Source organism: Microbacterium sp. NPDC096154, from assembly GCF_040302945.1.
In the GTDB taxonomy this organism is placed as follows: Bacteria; Actinomycetota; Actinomycetes; order Actinomycetales; family Microbacteriaceae; genus Microbacterium.
In genome coordinates this window covers 292,017-310,617 of sequence record NZ_JBEOSM010000001.1, presented here as the reverse complement: position 1 = coordinate 310,617, position 18,601 = coordinate 292,017, and the positions used below count along the sequence as shown (strand labels likewise).

The window sequence follows — 18,601 nt, the reverse complement described above, 5'->3', positions numbered from 1 at the left end:
TCGATCGACCGTTCGGATGCCGCCGGTCGCGCTCACCAGCGGGCCAGCTCCGGCTCGAGCTGGCTGCGCTCGTGCTCGGGAAGCGCGAGCGTGATCGCCTCCGGCACCGTCAGCTCCGCGCCCCGCCGCTCGCCCGCCGCGACCGCTTCCGGCTGCGCCGAGCGGATGCCGTCGAGCTGCGGGATGTGAACCGTGAACGCCTCCGCGTCGAACACGCCGATGCGCTGCCGGATGGCGTGGGCGACGGCCGAGAGCGTCCCGGCCCGCTCCGCGTCGCCGCGCGCCGCGGCGACCGCGCAGAGCCCCTCGAGCGCGTAGGCCACCCCCTCCTCGAAGTGCAGCCGCACCGAGACGAGCAGGGTACGGACACATCCCGCCTCCGCGGCGTCGATGTCGCCCCGCACGAGCTGCAGCCTCGCCTGGTGGTTGCCCGCGACCGAGACGGTGAAATGGTCGCCGACCGACTCGGCGACCTCCGTCGCCCGGTCGAAGCACGCCTGCGCCTCGTCGATGAGGCCACGCAGCCACGCGAGCCGGCCGCGCGAGACCTCCGTGATCGCCTCCGCCCACGGATTGCCGAGATCCCGCAGCTGGTGGACCGCATCCGCGAGCTCCCGCTCGGCGGTGTCGAGGTCGGGGAGCGGCAGCTGCAGCCGCGCGGTGGCGCGCGCCGCGGTCGCCATCGCGGCTGCGTCGCCGTCGCCGCTCTCGGTGAAGAGCCGCACGCACTCGCCCAGCCCCGCCACGACCTCCTCCGTCGGGTGCTGCCACATCTCGCTCCACAGCGCGAAGAACCACGCCACCGCGCGCGTGTGCGGCGTGATCGGCTGGTCCTTGCCGAGCAGTTCGAGCATCCAGACGCGCACCTCGCCGAAGAATCCGGCGATCCACCAGTAGACGAGAAGCCGCCACGCGAAGTCCCCCGCGTCGTCGAGCCGGTCGATGTGCACGAGGTGTCGCACGGCGGCGCGCAGGTTCGGCAGCTCGAGGCCGAGCTGCACGACGGCCTCGCTCTGCCCGGCGCCGCGCAGGCCCGGCGCGACCGCGGCGACGAGGTCGCTGTAGTAGTCGGCGTGGGCCGCGCGCATCCGCGCCGACTCGCCGTGCTCCTTGAGGCGACCGAGCGCGTACTCCCGCACGACGGCGAGCAACGACAGCACCGACCGACCACCGACCTCCGTCTGCCGCACGAGCGAGGCGTCGATGAGGCCGGCGATGCCGTCAATCGCCTGGCCCTCCCACGCGCGGCCGGTACCGAGCGCCTCCACCGCCTCCAGCGTGAACTGGCGGGCGAAGACGCCGAGGTCCTCGAGCAGCGCGCGCTGCTCGGTCGGCAGCAGGCCCACGCTCCAGTCGATCGTCGCGCGCATCGTGCGGTGACGGTCGGGCAGGTCCCTTGCGGCGGCGGTGAGGAGCGGCAGGCTCTCCTCGAGCCGCTGCGCGATGCCGTGCGGCGTGAGCAGCCGCACCTTGGCGGCGGCGAGCTCGATCGCGAGCGGCAGCCCCTCGAGCCGTCGGCAGATGTCGGCGACCGCCGGCGCGTTCTCGGCCGTGAGCGCGAAGTCGGGCTTCACGGCCTGCGCGCGGTCGACGAAAAGAGCGACGGCGGGCGAGCGGTGCATCCGCTCGACGCTCGGGTGGGCGACGGCCTCGGGCACTCCCAGCGCCTTCACCTCGAAGACGCGCTCCCCTCGGATCCGCAGCACCGTGCGGCTCGTGACGAGCAGCGACACCGACGGCGCGGCGTCGAACAGCCGCACGAGCAGGAGCGCCGCCTCCACGATCTGCTCGAAGTTGTCGAGCACCAGCAGCACGCGCCGGCCCGTGAGCGCTCGCGAGATCCGCTCCTCGAGTGCCGCCTCGCCCGTGTCGCGGATGCCGAGCACGTATGCGACCGTCGGCAGCAGCAGTCCCGGCTCGAACACCCCCTCGAGCGGGAGGAAGTATCGCCCGTCGGGGAACAGGTCCGCACTTCCCTGCGCGACCTCGACTGCGAGCCTGCTCTTGCCGATGCCGCCCGGGCCGACCAGGGTCACGAGCTTCGTGCCGCGCTCGAACAGCGACCGCACCTCGGCGATCTCGCGGTCGCGGCCGATCGTGCTCGTCTGCGGCACCGGGATGCGCGACTGGGGGGTCGGCGGGATCTCCTCCGGCCCGCCCCCGTTGTGCAGTCGCGACTCGTCGAAGCGCTCGGCGAGCAGCGTCGCGAGGTCGTTCGACACGAGCTCCTCGAGCTCCTCGGCCGTCCCGAACGGCAGGTAGGCGGCGGTGTCGTCCGAGCGGATGCGCGCGATGAGGTCCTCGAGCCGCGGCTCCCGGTGCTCGGAGGCGCGCACGTAGATGAGCTTCGGCATGTCCGGCGGTGCGAGCGCGTACTCGTCCTCGAGGCCCGAGACCTCCTCGCCGGGCGCGACCCATCCGTAGCTGTCGGCGTAGATGCCGACGAACACGTCGCTCTGCGCGAGATACGAGCGGTAGAGCGCACGCGGCGGGTGGGGCCGCGCGCCGAGCTCGAACATCACGGGCGCGAGCCGCATCCGCTCGATCGCGGCTCGCGCGGCGCGGCGCTCCTCGGCGAGCTCGCGCAGGGTCGAGCTCACGAACACCCGGATCCGCTGGTCGGGGGTGCGGATCACGGGCCGGTGGGTGCCGGTCATGCCGACATCATGGCCCCGCGGGGCGCTGCGCGCCAGGACTCTCGCTTCAGGGACCTGACACCGTCGTACTGCATGTCAAGGGGCTGCGCTGGGAGGCCGCGACCGTGGAGTCTGAGGATCCCAGCGAGAGGAGCTCTCCATGAGCGATGAGAAGCCCCACGAGCGGCACGCGGACGACGCGCGCCCCGACGACGCGGCACCGACCCCCGTCGTGAGCGACGAGGTCAGCGAGGCGGCCGCTTCCGCACAGTCGACCGCCGAGAAGGAGGGCGATTCCTCGGACGACGCCTGATCCCGGAGAGACGCGGCCGCCGCCGCGTCAGTCGGCGAAGGCCGCGTCGAAGGCCCGGGGGCTGCGGCCCGGGGGCTGCGCCGGCCGAGGCCCGGGATCCGGCGCGGGCCGTGTGGGCGCGATCGTCGGCACGCCGGCCTCGAGCACGATCTCTTCGTCGAAGTGGTGCACCGTCAGGGGCGGTCCGGCGCTGAGCCGGTACTCCGTCGCGTCCGGAGCGATGTCGAGGTGCAGTGTGCGGCCCTGGACGCGGATACCGAACCGGAGGCGCGTGAGCCGCGACGGCAGACGAGGGGCGAACCGGAGCCCCGCCGCGCCATGGCGCATGCCGCCGAGACCCGCCGTCAGCGCCATCCAGAGGCTGGCGAGCGAGGCGAGATGCAGGCCGTCCTCCGTGTCGCCCTGCAGATCGTCGAGGTCGAGCGTGGCGGCCTCCGCCAGGTAGTCGGCGGCGAGGCCGAGGTGCCCGACCTCGGCGGCGATCACGGCCTGGGCCCCGGCGGACAGGGACGAATCTCGCACGGTCAACGGCTCGTAGTACGTCAAGGCGCGCGCCTTCTCCTCCGCGGTGAAGGCCTCGTGCGCGGTGAAGAGCGCGAGCACCAGATCGGCCTGCTTCACCACCTGCTTGCGATAGAGGTCGAAGTAGGGGAAGTGCGATTGCAGGGGATACTGTTCCGGCCGCGTCGAGTCGAAGCTCCAGCGCTCGCGCTCGGTGAATCCCGCAGACTGCGGGTGCACCCCGCGCTCGGCGTCGAACGGGATGGCGAGGGCGGCGGCGGTGACGGTCCAGCTGCCGATCTCCTCGTCCGACACTCCGAGGGCGTGTGCGACGTCCCGATGTCGGCGCGCCGCCGCGGCGGCACCGTCGAGGTTCGCCCGCGCCATCAGGTTCGTGTAGACGTTGTCATCGACCATCGCCGAGTACTCGTCCGGACCGGTCACGCCATCGATGTGGAACAGCCCCGCGTCGTCCCAGCGGCCGAGCGACACCCACAGCCGCGCCGTCTCGACGAGGATCTCGAGTCCCGCCTCGCGTTCGAAGGCCTCGTCGCCGGTCGCCCGGACGTATCCCATGACGGCGGCGGCGATGTCGGCGTTGAGGTGGAAGGCGATCATGCTCGCCGGCCAGTAGCCGGAGCTCTCCCGTCCGCTGATCGTGCGCCACGAGAAGGCGGCGCCCTCCAGGCCCAGCTGCGCGGCGCGCTCGCGGGCATGGTCGAGGGTCGCATGCCGCCAGCGCAGCGCCTGCTCCGCACACTCGGGTGCCGTGACGGTGAGCAGCGGCAGCACGAACATCTCCGAGTCCCAGAACGTGTGACCCTGGTACCCCGCGCCGGTGAGGCCCTTTCCCGGGATCGAACGCACCTCCGCGCGCGCAGCGGCCTGGAAGACGTGGAACAGGGCGAAGCGCACGGCCTGCTGCAGGCGCGGCTCGCCCTCCACCTCCACGTCAGCGCACGCCCAGTACTCGTCCAGGCGCTCGCGCTGCCCCTGGGCGAGCGCATCCCATCCGGCCTCGAGGGCCTCGGCGACCGCCGCTTCGGCACGGTCCCGCAGCGCAGGCGCGGACGGCGACGTCGACCACTCGTGGCCCACGAACTTGACGACCTCGAGCCGCTCGCCCGGATCGAGCCGCGCCCGGATGGTCGTGCGGGCGAGATCGGGCGAGGTCTCCGTGCTCACCGTCGGCGCCTCCGAGCCCGCGCCGGCGACGACGTGGTTCATCGCGACGGCCACTCCGAGTCCGCTCTCGCGCGTCACGTGCACCAGCGTGGCGGCCGTGCCGAGCTGGAAGTGGCCCAGGCTGTCCAGCGGATCGGTGAGCGCGTCCTTGACACGCGGGTCGTGGTGCACCTCGGTCAGCGGCTCGTTCGCGACGAGCTCCGACTGGACGGTCAGCGTCACCGGTCCGTCGACCGCTCGCACCTCGTACCGCACCGCGGCGACAGCGCGGTGGGTGAGCGAGACCAGGCGGGTCGACGTCACCTGGACCATTCGCCCGGCCGGCGACGCCCACTCGACCTCCCGGTGGAGCGTGCCTGCCCGGAAGTCCAGGCGCTGCTCGTGACGGATGACGCGGCCGCGTCGCACGTCGAACGGCTCGTCGTCGACCAGCAGCCGGATGATCTTGCCGTCGGGCACATTGATCACACTCTCGCCTGAGTCGGGGTAGCCGTACCCGCCCTCGGCGTACGGCATCGGGTGCCGCTCGTAGAAGCCGTTGAGGTAGCTGCCGGGTGTGCTGTGCGGCTCGCCCTCATCGAGGTTGCCACGCCAGCCGAGATGCCCGTTCGAGAGCGCGAACACAGACTCGAGGTGGGCCAGGGCCGACAGCCCCGGCCCGCTCAGGCCGATGCTCCAGGGCGCGACGTCGAAGGGAAGCGGTCTCGTCATGCGTGCTCTCTCCTCACCCGACGATAGCCCCGCACCGGGTCGCGCTCGACGAGGCCGAGGTCGGTGAACGCGTCCAGCCAGCCGGTCATCGGCCACCAGCCCCACCGCTCGGCGAAGAGCCGGCCGTTGCGCAGGATGTCGTCGATGTGCCGCACGGGCGGGCTCTCGACCGGGTGATGCTGGTGGTACGCGCGGGCGCTGCCCACCCAGGCGAGGTCGACGCCCGCACGGCGGGCGCGCTGCCCGAAGTCGGTGTCCTCCCCGCCGTAGCCCGCGTACGCCTCGTCGAAGCCGCCGATGCGTCGCCACGTGTCGGCGTCGAGAGCGAACGACAGCGACCAGAACAGCTCGTGCGGGCCGCCCGCCACGACCTCGCCTGGCTCCGGTGCCGGGCGTGCGGCATGCGGGCGATCGAGGTCGGGCAGCGCGTCCAGGTCGTATCCCCCCGGGCCTGGCGGATCGAGGTAGGTGACGGGCCCGCACAGCAGGTGCCCGCGCGACTGCGCGGCCGCGGCCCGGTACCCGTCGACGAGTTCGGGCCCGGGCAGACAGTCCACGTCGAGGAAGACGAGCAGCTCGGCGCCGTCGGCGAGCGCCGCGGCCGCGCCCCGGTTGCGCGCCTGGGCGAGAGGCAGGCGGGTGGGATCGCCGCTCAGGGGGACGACGTGCAGCCCGGGAATGCCCGCGTCCTCCTCGAGGTGCGGGTCCGCGATGGCGACGAGCACGTGGCGGTCGGCCGTGGACGCGTGGCGCGCCAGGGCGGCCCGCTGCATCCTCCAGTGCTCGTGACGCCCGTGCGCGATGGTGATGAGGGCCGTGCGCATCAGGCGGCTCCCGCGATGCGACGGATCTCTGCGGCCGCGCGGTCCGCGCCGGCGCCGTCGTTCCACCTCGCCCAGCCCCGGCCGTCGAGCGCGGCAGCCCGTTGGAGCAGGGAGGCCCAGCCCGTCTCCGCGCCGGAGCGCGGCCACCCATCCAGCACGAGCGCCGGCCAGTCGCCCGACTCCAGCACGCGCGCGGTGGTGCGCTGCTCCCGATGCGGTCGGTCCTGGGGAACCACGATCGCCGGGCGGCGCGCGGCGGACACGTCGGCGAGCGCGCCCTGGCCCGCGTGGGTGAGCACGACCGTCGCCGCCCGCAGGCGGGGCCACACATCGGGCACCCACTCGCCCGAGGCGCCGAGATGCTCCCACGACCAGCCGGGCGTCTGCTGCCGCGCGGCGGCGACCTCGGCGGCGGTGAAGTCGTCTCCGCCGGCGCCCCCGAGCACCAGCACGCGTCGCTCCTGCGGCGTTGCGACGTCGCCGGCTGCGTCGGCGGCCGGGGCGAGCCGGCCGATCGCTCCGACCGGTACGAGCTTGCGCTGCGCGTCGTTCGACAGACCCGTGAGCATCCCGGCGACATCCGGCGGCCACGCCGCGAGGATGCCGGTGGCGACGTCGAAGCCGAGACGATGAGCCGGGTCGGCGCGGTCGCCGGGCAGGGCGAAGACGACCGTGGGGATCCCATGCAGCCGGGCCAGCAGCGCCACCTCCACGGAGACGTCCACGACGAAGGCGCGCGGGCGGGCCGCCGAGATCCACCGGGAGATCGCGGCGCTGCGGTCGCGCAGGCCCGGCGAGCCCAGCGGAACCCAGTGCAGGCGTCCGTGGGCGCGGGCGTCGTCCGGCGGCTCGGCGTCCGGGTGCAGCGCGTCGAGCGGCGCGTCGCGCGGCAGGTCCAGCGGCAGCTCGATCCAGCAGCCGGGCCAGTCGTCGGGACGGGGCAGAGACGAGAGCGCCGTGACGGGTTCGCCCAGCGCCCGGGCGATCGCGGTCGCGCGCGACAGGTGCCCGCGTCCGTGGTGATGGATGTAGTAGCCGATCATGCCGCGCGGGTCCGGTGCGCCATGTCGGCCAGGAGGTCCTCGTACTCGTCCACCATCCGGTTGAGCGACAGGTGCGCGAGTGCGTAGGCGCGCACGCCGGCGCGCGGCAGCGACTTCGCGCGCCGGATGGTGCGGGCGAGCGCCTGGACGTCGTCGGGAGCGCACAGGAAGCCGCTGCCCTCGCCGACGATCTCGCGCAGGCCGCCGCGTGCGAAGGCGGCCACGGGGGTGCCGCACGAGATCGCCTCCGCCGCCACGAGGCCGTACGGCTCCTCCCACGCCGGCGTCACGACCGCCACGGCGGAGCGTCCGACGAGCTGAGCGAGTCCCTCGCTGTCGAGATGCCCGATGTGGCGCGCGTGGGGGCCGAGGCGCGGCTCGATCTCGTCGGCGAAGTAGCGAGTGTCGAAGACGGGCCCGGCCAGATCGATCGGGATGCCGGCGATGCGGGCGGCGTCGAGGGCCAGGTGCGGCGCCTTCTCCGGCACGATCCGCCCGAACCACACCGCACGGTCTCCACCGGGCCCGGGCGCCCAGCGGTCGGTGTCGACGCCGTTGCGGATGACCCCTGCCGCGACCGCCGCGCGCCACTGGCGGGCAGACGAGTCGCTCACCGCGACGAACCGCGAGCTCGGCGCCGCGAAGCTCAAGGCCGACTCCAGCCACGGCGTGGGCGGCGTGTGCAGCGTCGTCAGCATCGGGACCTCGACCGCCGACGACATGGCGACGGGCAGGTGATGCAGGCTGTTGTTGTGGATCACGTCGTACTGCTCGGATCCCGCGCGCGACAGCGACAGCATCAGCGACAGGTAGGCATGATGCTCCTGCATCCACATCTCGGGTGGCGCGGCGACGTCGGCGCGCGCGTCATCCGATGCCTGGAACGGCTCGACCTCGAGCGCATGCGGACGAAGCTGCTCGTCCGATCCGGGTGCGGCGAACACGCTCACCTCGTGACCGCGCGCCGCGAGCTCGGTCGCGAGGGCATGCGTGTGCGCCTCCAGGCCGCCGGCGAACGGCTCGCGCACAGGGAAGCGGCTCGACGCGATGAGGCAGATCCGAAGGGGCCTCATGCCAGGAGCTGCTCGTACAGTCGCGCATGAGCCGTCGCCACCGCGCGGCGCTGCTCCCTTCGCGCGGCGATCGTCTCCGGCTGGGCGGGACCGGCGTCGTACGCGGCGCGGAGCGCGCGGTCCAGAGAGTTGGCGTCGAGCCCGGTCTCGTCGTGGCGGTACTCGAGCACGGGACCCTGGTCGCGGTAGTAGCCGCAGCTCGGCGCGATGACCCGCGTCCCGAGATCCCGGCAGGCCTCCAGCCATCCCGAATGGGTGCCGAAGCGGTAGGGCAGCACGGAGACATCGAGCGACGACAGGTACTCCCACAGGGCTGCGTCGTCGAAGAAGTCGTGCACGCGCAGGTCGATGTCGCCCGCGTCGGCTCCCGCCCGCACGAACTCGGCGAGCTCGCGGTCGTACTTCGCGCCGTCCTCCTGCAGCACGTCGCAGTGCCCGTTCACCTGCAGCACCGCGCCGGGCAGCTGGGCGATGGTCTCCCGGAGGGCGCGCAGCACCGGCAGCGGATCCATGCTGGCGCGGAGGCTCTTCACGTGCACGCCGACACGGAATGCGCCCGTGGTCCGCGACTCGCGTGCGAGGGCGGCCTCGGCTACGGCAGACATCGTCTCGAAGTCGACGACGTGCGGATGGGGCAGCACGAGGGCCTCCCGGCCCCAGCGCGCGCGGATTTCGGACGCAGCACCGTCCGTGAGCGTGATCAGCGCGTCCGCCCGTGGCACCAGCACGTCGAGCTGCGCGTCATGCAGCGTGCGGTCGAGGTGGTGCGGATTGCGCAGGTCGTGCACCGTGTAGACGAGCGGTCGGCCCGTCTCCCGCAGGGCATCCGTCCACTCCTCCAGCTGCGCGGGCGTGCGAGCGTCGAAGCCGAACTGCAGGTGCAGGATGTCGAAGTCCGGGTTTGCGCGCACCCATTCCGGCTCGAGCATGGCCGGCGGCCACCACCGCGACTGGGCCGAGCGGGAGGGGGCATCCGGATCCGGATCGCGCAGCCGCTCGACACGGGGGAGCCCGGGAAGGTCGGCCTCGGGCTGCAGATGGCGGACATACACGTGGCCGGAGGGCACGGAGGCGACGCGGATGGTGCGAGGGCCCCTGCGGACGATCGAGGGTGCATCGAGCGGTGTCCGGGGCGCCGGCACGTCCTGGGCGGTATCGAGAAGAGGCACTCCGTATTGCTATCCGAGTCGGCCGCCGATGAGAACGGGCTTGTCGTGCCCGCGGTTCCCCGCTAGAGACGTATGGCGCCGGCGGAATGCGCGCGTACGACGAGGGGCCGGGGCGCATGGCGCGTCCCGGCCCCTCGCGCCGATCAGCGGGTGATCTCGAACAGCGACGTCGCGATGGCCGCGTTCTCGGCCTGGCGCGCGGCGCTGTCGGGGTTCGTGCTGGGCGTCAGGCCCAGCGCCGGCCAGTTGTTCACGTCGAGCGCCCATGCGACGGCGCTGACGTGGTTGTAGGGCTCATCCGGTCCGCCGTACAGGCTGCTCTCGCTGTAGCCGGGAGCGCCGCCGAGGTTGCTCACCAGGCCGTCCTGGTCGGTGGCGGGCGGGTTCTTCACGAACTGGGCGCTCCAGTACATGTACTCGTTCACGGTCTCCCACTGGTTCGGGGTGATGACGACCTTGAACTTCCCGGCCTTGCCTGCGACCTTGAACCAGTCGAGCGGCAGCTCCTCGAACCCGGGCACCGGGTTGTTCATCGCGTACCGCAGGTAGGTCTTGAGCGCTTCCTCAGCTTCGGCCCGGTTCTCGATCGTCGCGACGTCGAACAGCTCCGGACGATAGGTCACGCCCTCGTTCAGCAGACGCTCGAGCGAGGTGGCCACCATGTCGAGCATCGTCCGCTGGATGTCCTTCGGCTTCAGGCCCAGGCTCTCCAGGTACGCCGGGTAGCCGTCGTCCTGCGACAGCACTGCGGAGGCGAGCAGCTGCCACTCCGCGAGCCGATCGGGGTTGTTCCGACCGTTCGTGATGCCTGCCGCATCGGCGTACTCGCCGTCGGCGACCTTCTGACGCGTCGGGTAGTACATCCACTCGTGCGCCTCGCTGGCGATGTCCTGCTCGATCATGGGAGCGCTCGAGAAGGTGGCGAACACGTCGTCGCCCGTGAGCGGGTCGTCGACGTACCCTCCGTCGCGCTCGGTGAGGCCCAGCGCGCCGATCTCGGCAAGCGACGCGTGGTAGTCGGAGCTGTTGCCGCTCGCGGCCACGACGGCCGTGAGGGCGCCTCCGCCGCTCATGCCCGTGATGATCACGCGCTCGGGGTCGCCCGGCAGGCTCCCGTACACCTGGTTGTGGGCGAGGAAGCGCAGCGCTGCCTTGGTGTCGGTCATCGTGGCGGGGGAGTGGCCCTGATACACGCCGTCCACCGGTGCATCGGCTCGGCTCCGGGCGCCGTACGACACGAGGATCATGCCCCGATCCAGCAGCTCGGCGTACACGTTCGGCCCCTGCGTGGTGTTGTACGTGAGGTTCCCGGTCTCATATACGCCGCCGTCGACGAGCGTGCCGCGGAACGGGTTCTGGGTCCATCCGCTGTTGTTCGTGCGGAAGTACGTCGGGCTGTCCTCGCGCACGTTCTCCGGCACGTAGATGCTGATCTTCTGCGCCGGGCTGTTGGGGTTCTCGGCGTAGTAGCCCCAGTAGTGCGTCACGGTGAACGGCTCGCCGTCGAGCGTGACGGTCAGCGTGCGCGATCCGGTGTCGGTCGACGAGGTGACCGTGCCGTTCGGGGCCTCCGCGATCGATCCGCCCGCGTAGGTCGTGACGTCCCACCAGCCGCTCGCCGGCTGCACGTCGACCGGGTCGGACGAGCCGGCCCTCGCGAGGATCTCATCCATCCACGAGATCGCCTCCGCCGTGCTCACATTCTCCGTGTGGCCGAGGTTCGCCACGAGAGCCGAGTTGACGTCCTCGATCGCGCCGGCCTTCTTCAGCCGCTGCAGGTTGGCGTACAGCGTCGCCTGCGGCGCGAGCGACATGCCGTCGTCGTGAAGGCCGATGCGCACGTACCAGTAGTCGGCCGGGTCGGCGCTCGTCTCGTCGATGCCCCGTGCGACGTCGGCGAGGTAGAAGCTCGGCGATGCCATCTTGATCTGCTGCTCGATCAGCTGCCCCCGCTCGGAGGCGACGAAGTCGGCGTACGCCTCGCGCACCTCCTCGCGGAGCACGACCCTCTCACCCCTCTCGGCGGCGGCGGCGGTCGTCCCCGACCCTGCGAGCGCGACCGCCGCCACGGCGGCAACCGCGAATCTCATCCTGCGCATGCGTACTCCCCATTGAGTAGAACCAGCAGTGGATCCCTTCCCCGCTGTCACGCTATGGCCTCCGCTCCGTCGCCCACAAGGAACCCGCGGTGCACGGCCTCAGGCCGGCGGGATCAGGAACGGCGTCTCCTCGTCGTTCCACCGCTGCAGCGTCTGCTCCCACCAGAACCAGGCGAACAGGATGAGCGCGAGCGCCTCCCCGATGAGCACGACGGGAGCACCGGCGAAGTCGGTCCATCCATGCTCCAGCGCCAAGAGCGCGACGGCGAGGAAGAGCACGTCGACCGCCATCAGCCAGGTCACCAGCCGGTAGACCCCTGCCTGCCAGGGCGTCGGCGGGGTCTCGTCGGGCTCGGCCGGACGCCAGCCGTAGAACAGCGGCACCGCAGTGAAGGCGGCGAAGAACAGCAGCACAGCGGCGAAGTGCACGGACGGGATCGGCCAGATGTTGAACGGGAAGCCGCGGCTCGCACCGGGCGCGAATGCGAGCAGCGCCAGTGCGAGCCCACTCGCCACCGCGACGGCCGACACGATGAGGTGCCCGCGCGTGGCCCGCACCGTCTGCCGCCTCCGCACGCGGCCCATCACGACGACGACGAGGATGACCGCGACGCCGTAGGTCGCGACGCTCGCGCGGACGTCCGCCAGCACCTCCGTCGGGATGCAGTCGTCCCTGACGCATGTGATGCCGTCGCTGCCGCCGTCTGTGCCCGGCAGGACGCCGGGCGGCACGACCGCGATGACCGGCGCGAAGATCGCGGCGATGTCGAGCGCGACGGTCGGCCCCCGCCGTCCGGACAGCGCGAGAAGGGCCAGAGCGGCTCCGACCAGCACGCTGATGAACACCCACCGGGCCGGCGTGTAGAAGTAATGGCTGATCGAGGGGAGCAGATTCCAGCCCAGGCGCAACGGCTGCCACGACACGACGACCGTCTGGATCGCCACCGCGAGGAGGAGCACCGCGATCAGGAGCACGAGCGACAGTCGCAGGTGCTGGTGGGTCCGCAGCGCCGAAGATGCGCGCTCGTCGGGCGTCACGGGCGGTGGTGCACTCACAGTCGGCGCCTCCGAGCTCCCTGGTGCGCGGCGGTGAGACGACCTCTTCGCCGGCCGCGATGTGGCGCGATCGTACCGCCGAGCGATCCGCGTTGCACGGCGCAAGCGCCCCGGCAACCCCTATCCGTCACGAGGACTCCGGACGTATCGTCGCGCCATGCCATACGTATTGGAGGGCGGGCCGCAGGACGGCCGCACCGTCGACGAGCTCCCCGCCGGGTATCGCGCCCAGGGCGTGACGGATGCCGGCGCTGCGCCATGGGGAGGGCCCGTGCCGCCGCCCGACGGCCCCACCCCGGCGATCTGGGTCGAGGAGGATCCCGCGCGCGTGGAGCAGACGGGCAACGACCCGGCGGAGTGAGCCGGGGCGAGACGCGCCCCTAACGCGATCGCGAGCGGTCGGGCGGTGACATCCCGGCCTGTGTGAGGCGGCGGCGTATCGTGCGAACGGGGTGCGCGGCGCGCGCAAGGCGGCGTCCGCTGTAGCGCACGCCGCCTCGCAGCCGCAGCCCGATCGCGATCCAGGTGGCCACGCCGCGCTCGGCGATCCAGAACGGCACCCACAGGATGCTCGATGCGGGGAACACCGCTCGTCCTCCGTGCCGGCGCCGCCCTCGCTCGGCGACCGCCATCAGCACCGCGAGCAGGCCCACCAGCGCTGCGGGGCGGCGCCCTGCGCACACGAGGACGGGCAGGATGGACGCTTCCAGCACGAGCCGCCAGGGCTGGGCGAAGCTGTCGTAGGCCTGGCGCACCCGCTGGGACACGAAGTGACGGGCGGACGGCGGGCGTCGGACGACCAGGATGTCGGGTCGAGTGCTCACCACCCCGCCTGCGGCCCGCACGGTGCGCTCGAGCTCGAGATTCTCGAAGAGCACGTCGGCGTCGTACCCGCCGGTCGCCGTGACGGTCGAGCGCCGCACCCCGTACGTGCCGGGATAGTCCGACCCCAGGCCGCGGTTCAGCAGCGTGCGCGCGGTGTCCCAGCGCGCGTGCCAGGGCAGCGGCTGGAAGTGGTTCTGCGGCTTGACGAGATCGGCCCGCTGCAACGCGGTCACCACCGCCGCCAGCGACCCGTGCTCGTAGCGCACGTCGTCATCGGCGATCACGATCGCCTCGTGTCTAGCGATCGTGATGCCCGTGAGCACGCCGCGCACCTTGCCGTTCGCCCCGCGGGCGACCGCCACCGGCGCGTGCCGCACGAGTCCCTGCCAGGCGAGCGCATGCACCGCGAAGCGCTCGGGGTCGGACCCGTCGACGACGGTCACATCGACCCACTCGCGCAGCCGTCGCAGATACGCCGTGAGCTCGTCCAGCCCGTCATCCGAGCTCCAGCGCAGCGGCAGGATGTACTCGGCGGCGATCCGAGGAGGGGGCGCCGGCTGCGGAGGCGCGGGCGGCTCAGTCATCCGTGCGGAAACCGGCCGCCTTGTGCGTGCCGTCGCAGAACGGCTTGATCGTCGACAGCCCGCAGCGACACAGCGCCACGGTGCGACGGTGCCGGGGGATCGGCTCGCCGTCAGCGGTGCGCAGGTCGACGTCGCCACGCAGCAGCAGCGGTCCATCGGGATACGCGGTGATGGTCGGGCGCTGCTCAGCCACGGGCGTCGGCCTTCCGCAGCGACGAGACCCCGGTGGTCCACGCCTCCAGCAGGTGGGCGCCCATCCAGCCGTCCCCGGCCAGGCACGCGGCGGCGCCGAACATGATGTCGGGGAGCAGATCGGGTCGGTCCTCCGCGAGAGCGCCGGCGAGGTCGCGGCTGGCGATCTGCTCGTGCACGGCGTCCGCCTCGACGTGCTCGTCGAAGTAGTCGGTCACGTCCTCGCCGAAGCCGAGGCGGCGCAGGCCGTCGCCGTACATCCGGTTGGGGATCGAGGAGGTCATCTCGAAGGCCGCGAGATGGCCCACGATCGCCCCCACGAGCCGGCGATTGAGCCCGAACATCGACATCATGTTGTGCGTGGCGAGGGTGATGGCCGGCACGTCGTCGATGTAGGCGCCGTACGTGTCGTCCAGGCCGGCACCGCGCATCGTCGCCGCGAAGATCGCGGAGTGCACGCGGTCGGCCTGCCCGCCGCCGTACTCGTCGGCCTGGATCTCGACGAGGGCGGCCTTGGCCCGTCCGTGCAGGCGCGGGATCGCCCACGAGTGCGGGTCGGCCTCGCGGAGCGTGTAGACCGAACGCTGCATGAAGAACTCGCGCGCCTGCTCGAGCGTCGCCTTCTTCGCGAGGTAGCGCGAGACGCTCGGCCCGGAGTCGGCCGCGGCCAGCGCGAACAGCGAGCGCGAGACCGCATCGGCGGTCGCTTCCGGCAGCTCCGGCATGGGAACCGCCGCTCGCAGGTCGCGCTCGAAGCGCTCCTCCAGCGTGCGCCGCGCGGCGATGATCGCCGGGTCCCATTCGAGGTCGGCGTCGAACGCATCGATCGAGCCGTACGACGAGGCGTAGAGCGCGAACAGGGCCAGCTGCACGTCGTCGTCGCGGATGATGTCGGGCGTCCGCGTCGCCGCCTGGAGTGCGAGCTCGCCGAGCTCCGCGGTGCCGCCTTCCTGCGGCCGCGTGAGGTGACGCAGCACGGCCTCGCTCAGCGGGCCGCGGGCGGCGAAGGGGAGCCGGCCCGTCTCAGGGGCGGTGATGGTCTGGGACACACGGTCTCCGATCGGGGGAGGAGGGTCCGGGACCGCAGCGCGAGGCACCGCGGGCGAGGACCGTCGGGGGGACTCGGTGAGCGCGGATGCGACCGCCGATGGTCGCATCGAGCCTCTCCGATGCCATGCCCTCAGTCTGGGGTGCACCGGTCCTCGCCGCCGAGCCCTCGACGCGGCGCGCTTGTCCGCGTAGACTGCCCGGCCGATCTCGGCATGCTTCCCGTGCTCAGGCCGTCCATCGTGAACGCGCGCGCAAGGATGTCCCGCGCCGGCCGGCGTGAGAGCAGCCCCACGAGCGCATTGCGGGTGGTCAGCCGCATCCCGTGCGCCGGCGCCCCCATCGCCATGTTGAAGGCCGCCTGGCGCATCGCGCGGCGGGCGGCGGATCGGCGCGCACGGTCGTAGTGCGCGAAGGGCTCGCGCGGCGCACCGGTCTCGAGGGCGAGCGCGATCGCGCGATCCAGGTGCACCGCGTCGAGCCATCCGAGGTTCATGCCCTGGCCGCCGATGGGACTCACCTCGTGCGCCGCGTCGCCGACGAGGGCGGTGCGGCCGCGCGCGAAGGACGATGCCAGATGCTGGCGCGCGATGAACTCGCTGGGCTCCGCGAGCGCCTCGATCGCCGTACCCGTCCGGCTCTCCACGAGCGCGGCGAAGCGGCGGCCGTCGGTGACGGCGCCCTCATCGAGCCTGGCGACCCAGCGCCGTACGCCTCCCGGTAGGGGGAACGACTCGACGACGCCGTCGGGCTCGAGGTGCAGGAGCGCTGACGCGGATGGGTCTGCGCGCTCGGGTGCGTCGGCCATCGCATACCGAGCGAAGCCGGGACGCGCGATCCAGGCCGCGCCGAGCATCTTGCGCACGGTGCTGCGCACGCCGTCGGCGCCGACGACGTAGCGCGCTCGCCATCCGGTCTCGTCGCCGGCCACGCGCACCATCACGCGGGAACCGGATTCTCGCAGGCCCGTCATCTCGACGCCGCGGTGCATCGCCCGGGGGGCGAGGGCTGCGAGGCGGGCCTCGAGGAGGCTCTCGGTGCGATGCTGCGGCAGCGAGAGCACGGGGTCGTCGCCGAAGTCGAGGGCGCCGAGCCGGCGCCCCTGGCACGACGCGATGCCGCTGCGGATGGCCGTCGCCTCCCGACGCACCGAGGCGCCGATTCCCGCCGCGTCGAGAGCCGCGAGCCCGGGCGGATGGATGCCGATGGCGCGCGTGCGCCCGCCGGGCTCGGCGCGACGTTCGAGCACCACCACGTCGACGCCGCGAGCGGCCAGCAGACAGGCGAGCAGCAGACCCACGGGCCCGGCGCCGACGATCGCCACGTCGACCGCGCGGGCACCGGCTGGTCGCGCGCCGAGGGGTTCGGGCGCAGCACGGCTCCCGGCGCGGCTCGTGGCACGGCTCACAGCGCCTCGTGGATCGCCTCGAGGCGCGACGGAAACGCGCGGCGCACTCGCCAGCCCGGTGGCAGCGCCGCGGCCATCTCCGACGCCGTCGCGCAGCGCCGGATGGAGGTGAGGCCGTCGGGCCGGATGAAGGTGCCCCGCAGCAGCGTCCCCTGCAGGGGCCAGGTGGCCGCCGCGAACGCGGCATAGGCGAGGCGGGAGCGCTCTATGTCGCCGTGCACCGCGACGCCTCCGGGCAGGAGCAGTCGCTCACTGTCGGCGAGCAGAGCGTCGCGCGCCGCATCGTCCAGGTGGTGCAGCACGTGGTTCGAGACCACCACATCGAAGCGCTCGCCCGTCTCGCTCACGGCTCGAGAGTCGGCCTGTTCGAAGCGCAGACCGGGCATCTCCGGCTGCTCGCGGGCGAACCCGATCGAGCGCGCATCCGGATCGATCCCGACCGCCTCGACGCGCATCCCGTCCCGTCGGGCCCAGCGCAGCACGCGCCGCGGCAGGTCGCCGCCTCCGGTCCCGATGTCGAGCAGTCGCAGCGCTCGATCCCGCCGCAGACGAGGCCGGATCCACTTCCGGTAGACCGCCCGCTGGCCCGAGACCGCGGCGTTGACCAGCGCGAACCGGTCGTACGTGCGCCGCAGCGCATCCGGGTCGCAGGCCGGATCGTCCATCAGCTCCCGGGCTGTGGAATCCCGCTCGGCGAGGAACCCCGCCACGGTCAGCCCCGTACGGTCATCAGTGCCGACTCCACCGTGAGGCCCGGTCCGAAGGCCATCGCGGCGATCCGGTCGCCGTTCGACGTCTCGGGCGCATCGAGGATGTCGCGCAGCACGAACAGCACCGTCGCGCTCGACATGTTGCCGAAGTCGCGCAGGATGCGCCGCGCCGGGGCCAGCTGAGAGGCCGACAGCGCCAGGGCCGCCTCGACCTTGTCGAGAATGCTGCGCCCTCCCGGATGCACGGCCCAGTGCGTGATCGCGTCGCCGGCGGTCTGTGCGGCCAGAGCGTCCGCGAGGTCCGCTTCCTCGGCGAGGAGCGGCGCGAGCGCGCCCGTGATGTGCTCGCCGATGAGGCCAGGCACGGCGTTGGACAAGACCATCTCGAACCCGTGATCGCCGATCTTCCACGCCATGTCGCCCTCGCCCTGCGGCGTGGTGCGGGTCGCAAAGCGATCGAGCTCGAGCACGCGCTCGCCCGCCGCCGCGGGGCGGGCCGTGACGATGGCGGCGCCCGCGCCGTCGGCGAAGAGGGACGTCGCGACGATCGTGTCGGGGTCGTTCGAGGTGCGCAGGTGCAGCGTGCACAGCTCGACGCTCACCACCAGCACGACGGCATCCGGATCCGCCTCGCAGAGCTGGGCGGCCAGCCGCAGAGCGGGCATCGACGCGTAGCAGCCCATGAAGCCCAGGTGGTAGCGCTGCACTCCTGCCCGCAGCCCCAGGTCCCGCGCGAGCACGAAGTCGGGCCCGGGCGCGTAGAAGCCGGTGCACGAGACGGTGACGACGTGCGTCACGTCGTCGGCCGCGAGGCCGACCGCGCGGTCGAGTGCCGCGCGTCCCGCCTCGACGTACAGGCGGCCTGCGTGCTCGGCGTAGAGGTCGTTTCGTGCCTTCGTGCCGGGCAGCAGCAGCTCGCCCGACTCCGCGTCGAAGAAGAGCGCGGGGTCGCCCGGGTCCCGAGCGCTGCGCGTCAGCTCTTCGAGCACGGTGTGCCGGGTCTCGATTCCGGAGACGCCGAACGACGTCGAGACGATGCGCTGCGCGAGCCGGGTCAGGCCCGGCTGCGCGGCGAAGACATCCCGCACCTCGTCCTGCACGAGCACGGTAGGCGGGACGACGGTCGCGAGACCTGCGAGGGTGACGGTCATGCCGCGAACCTAAACACCCGGGCTCGTCTGCGGCAATGGGGTTGCTGCGGGTGCTTCCGCGGTTCACCCTGCGG

16 protein-coding genes are annotated in these 18,601 nt (G+C 72.5%); 2 read left to right on the top strand and 14 right to left on the bottom strand.

Annotation, left to right across the window (positions count from 1 at the left end; all coding sequences use genetic code 11):
- Nucleotides 1-32: 32 nt before the first annotated feature.
- On the bottom strand, nt 33-2,657 hold the full coding sequence (locus tag ABTW64_RS01470) for a DUF4062 domain-containing protein (protein ID WP_350618439.1): 2,625 nt from the start codon (nt 2,655-2,657) through the stop codon (nt 33-35).
- 139 nt (nt 2,658-2,796) lie between these two features.
- On the opposite strand from ABTW64_RS01470, the gene ABTW64_RS01465 reads away from it, so the two are divergent.
- Nucleotides 2,797-2,949: a hypothetical protein gene (locus ABTW64_RS01465; RefSeq protein WP_350618437.1), complete on the top strand. Its 153-nt coding sequence runs from the start codon at nt 2,797-2,799 to the stop codon at nt 2,947-2,949.
- A gap of 27 nt (nt 2,950-2,976) precedes the next feature.
- Here ABTW64_RS01465 and ABTW64_RS01460 read toward each other — a convergent pair whose 3' ends face one another.
- The 7 genes from ABTW64_RS01460 to ABTW64_RS01430 all read right to left on the bottom strand — a co-directional run bounded on the left by ABTW64_RS01460 (nt 2,977) and on the right by ABTW64_RS01430 (nt 12,610).
- A complete protein-coding gene (locus ABTW64_RS01460; protein ID WP_350618435.1) occupies nt 2,977-5,346 on the bottom strand; it encodes a glycoside hydrolase family 65 protein in 2,370 nt (789 codons plus the stop codon).
- Nucleotides 5,343-6,170, bottom strand: coding sequence for a glycosyltransferase family 2 protein (locus ABTW64_RS01455; RefSeq protein ID WP_350618433.1), 828 nt, complete (start codon nt 6,168-6,170; stop codon nt 5,343-5,345). Before ABTW64_RS01455 ends, ABTW64_RS01460 begins: the two co-directional genes overlap by 4 nt.
- Nucleotides 6,170-7,213 (bottom strand): glycosyltransferase, encoded by a 1,044-nt coding sequence (locus ABTW64_RS01450; protein WP_350618431.1) that lies wholly within the window; start codon nt 7,211-7,213, stop codon nt 6,170-6,172. Before ABTW64_RS01450 ends, ABTW64_RS01455 begins: the two co-directional genes overlap by 1 nt.
- Nucleotides 7,210-8,286 (bottom strand): glycosyltransferase family 4 protein, encoded by a 1,077-nt coding sequence (locus ABTW64_RS01445; RefSeq protein ID WP_350618429.1) that lies wholly within the window; start codon nt 8,284-8,286, stop codon nt 7,210-7,212. The genes ABTW64_RS01450 and ABTW64_RS01445 overlap by 4 nt, the downstream gene beginning before the upstream one ends.
- Complete coding sequence (locus tag ABTW64_RS01440; RefSeq protein WP_350618427.1) at nt 8,283-9,455, bottom strand: glycosyltransferase family protein; 1,173 nt, start codon at nt 9,453-9,455, stop codon at nt 8,283-8,285. The genes ABTW64_RS01445 and ABTW64_RS01440 overlap by 4 nt, the downstream gene beginning before the upstream one ends.
- Nucleotides 9,456-9,598: 143 nt before the next feature.
- Complete coding sequence (locus ABTW64_RS01435) at nt 9,599-11,545, bottom strand: hypothetical protein (protein WP_350618425.1); 1,947 nt, start codon at nt 11,543-11,545, stop codon at nt 9,599-9,601.
- Between the two features lie 108 nt (nt 11,546-11,653).
- Entirely contained in the window at nt 11,654-12,610 is a 957-nt protein-coding gene (locus tag ABTW64_RS01430; protein WP_350618423.1) for a hypothetical protein, read from the bottom strand.
- Between the two features lie 157 nt (nt 12,611-12,767).
- Here ABTW64_RS01430 and ABTW64_RS01425 point away from each other — a divergent pair, with 157 nt between their 5' ends.
- The gene (locus ABTW64_RS01425; RefSeq protein WP_350618421.1) at nt 12,768-12,971 is read left to right on the top strand and encodes a hypothetical protein; all 204 of its coding nucleotides are present in this window, start codon (nt 12,768-12,770) and stop codon (nt 12,969-12,971) included.
- Nucleotides 12,972-12,990: 19 nt separating this feature from the next.
- On the opposite strand, the gene ABTW64_RS01420 is transcribed toward ABTW64_RS01425, so the two are convergent.
- From ABTW64_RS01420 to ABTW64_RS01395, 6 genes are all read right to left on the bottom strand, one after another.
- Nucleotides 12,991-14,019 (bottom strand): glycosyltransferase family 2 protein, encoded by a 1,029-nt coding sequence (locus ABTW64_RS01420; RefSeq protein ID WP_350618419.1) that lies wholly within the window; start codon nt 14,017-14,019, stop codon nt 12,991-12,993.
- Nucleotides 14,012-14,212, bottom strand: a complete 201-nt coding sequence (locus ABTW64_RS01415; protein WP_350618417.1) for a CDGSH iron-sulfur domain-containing protein — start codon at nt 14,210-14,212, stop codon at nt 14,012-14,014. Before ABTW64_RS01415 ends, ABTW64_RS01420 begins: the two co-directional genes overlap by 8 nt.
- Nucleotides 14,205-15,260 (bottom strand): iron-containing redox enzyme family protein, encoded by a 1,056-nt coding sequence (locus tag ABTW64_RS01410; protein WP_350618415.1) that lies wholly within the window; start codon nt 15,258-15,260, stop codon nt 14,205-14,207. The genes ABTW64_RS01415 and ABTW64_RS01410 overlap by 8 nt, the downstream gene beginning before the upstream one ends.
- Before the next feature lie 131 nt (nt 15,261-15,391).
- Nucleotides 15,392-16,666, bottom strand: coding sequence for an FAD-dependent oxidoreductase (locus tag ABTW64_RS01405; RefSeq protein WP_350618413.1), 1,275 nt, complete (start codon nt 16,664-16,666; stop codon nt 15,392-15,394).
- Nucleotides 16,663-17,376, bottom strand: coding sequence for a methyltransferase domain-containing protein (locus ABTW64_RS01400; RefSeq protein ID WP_350618411.1), 714 nt, complete (start codon nt 17,374-17,376; stop codon nt 16,663-16,665). Before ABTW64_RS01400 ends, ABTW64_RS01405 begins: the two co-directional genes overlap by 4 nt.
- 2 nt (nt 17,377-17,378) lie before the next feature.
- Nucleotides 17,379-18,527: a type III polyketide synthase gene (locus ABTW64_RS01395; protein WP_350618409.1), complete on the bottom strand. Its 1,149-nt coding sequence runs from the start codon at nt 18,525-18,527 to the stop codon at nt 17,379-17,381.
- Between the last annotated feature and the right edge of the window lie 74 nt (nt 18,528-18,601).